2 protein-coding genes and 1 pseudogene are annotated in these 1,283 nt (G+C 67.3%); 2 read left to right on the top strand and 1 reads right to left on the bottom strand.

Going from position 1 to position 1,283, the window contains the following annotated elements; genetic code table 11:
- A pseudogene (locus G9373_RS45295) lies at positions 1-106 on the top strand (ATP-binding protein); the annotation flags it as partial.
- A 131-nt stretch (positions 107-237) separates the two neighbouring features.
- Positions 238-600 carry a hypothetical protein gene (locus G9373_RS45300; RefSeq protein ID WP_240961168.1) on the top strand — a complete coding sequence of 121 codons (363 nt, stop codon included), beginning with the start codon at positions 238-240 and terminating at the stop codon, positions 598-600.
- Positions 601-864: 264 nt separating this feature from the next.
- On the opposite strand, the gene G9373_RS45305 is transcribed toward G9373_RS45300, so the two are convergent.
- Positions 865-1,283: ATP-binding protein (locus G9373_RS45305; RefSeq protein WP_167121243.1), on the bottom strand; the 419-nt coding region annotated here is incomplete at its 5' end.

Genomic DNA, 1,283 nt, shown 5'->3' on the forward strand with positions numbered 1-1,283 from the left:
TACTGTCGATCGGCTCCTGCACCACGCCCACGTCATCGTGACCAAGGGCGATTCACACCGCCTCGCCGACGCCCTCGCCGGCAAGGGCGTGCACCCACTCGACTAACGACGCGGACCAACGGCACCGACCGCCACAGGTCTTCAACGACCACACATCCGGAATTTTGACGTCCACAGATCCGGAGATCTCATGTCCGCCCGCCCGGACTTCCTCGTGTCCGTTGACACGGTGCCGGGGTGATCATCGGCGCGGTCGCGGCGGTGCTGGTGACCATCGCGCTGCTGGCACTGGCCTTCGCGTCGCGGGACGAGGGCAGCACCACAGGTTCGACCTCGGTTCCCCCGCCGACCGCTCCCGCCCCGAGCAGCTACCTCACCCCGGCACCGGCGCCGCCGGCTACCATGATCAGCTCCGAACCGATCGCCCCGGCACCCGAGATTGTCGCGCCAGACGACACCGCACCGGGCGCAGGCGTGGACACCGGCGGTGGGAACGGCAACCAGGGCGGCGGCAACCAAGGCAACGGCCAGGGCGGTCCAGGCAACGGAGGCAACGGAAACGGCAACGGGGGCAACGGCGGTGGCGGCGGCGGGAACTGAGCCGACCGCCCGCAGTGCTCGCCGACCTCATGAGGAAGGGAAACGCCGCTCCCCCGGCGGGACGTCAGAACGGTTGGCTCTGTCAACTCGATCTGGCCCCACCTTGTCGGCTCGAGTTGGACCCAGCCGACCCCTACTCGTGGGGTGTGACGGCTTGAAGTGGCCCCACCCCGATGCGGTGAGCTGGGTGTTCGGGGTTGGTCGAATGTCCGGGCTGGACGCCGCGACGTCGACGGTGTTGTCCGTCGCCGGCACGGCCTCCGGTTAGCTCGCGGCTTGGGCTGCCGCCCTGGTTTGAGCGAGCCGGTAGCTGTCGGTGCCGGTTTCGATGATCGCGCCGCCGAAGGTGAGTCGGTCGACGATGGCCGCGCAGAGCCTCGGGTCGGTGAACGTCCGGGTCCAACCTGAAAATGACTGGTTGGACGCAATCGCCACGGAGTTCTTCTCCTCGCGTTCCGTCAAAACCTGGAACAACAACTCGGCACCGCGTTTGTCGAGTTCCATGTAGCCGAGCTCGTCAATGCAGAGCAGATCCACCCGCCCGTAGCGGGCGATAGTCTTGGCGAGCAGTTTCTCGTCGGCGGCCTCGACGAGTTCGTTGACCAGTTTCGTCGCCAGGGTGTAGCGGACCCGGAAGCCGGCCTCGGCGGCGGCGGTGCCCAAACCGATCAGCAGGTGCGATT

The organism is Rhodococcus sp. A14 (genome assembly GCF_011603105.1).
GTDB lineage: Bacteria > Actinomycetota > Actinomycetes > Mycobacteriales > Mycobacteriaceae > Rhodococcus_F > Rhodococcus_F opacus.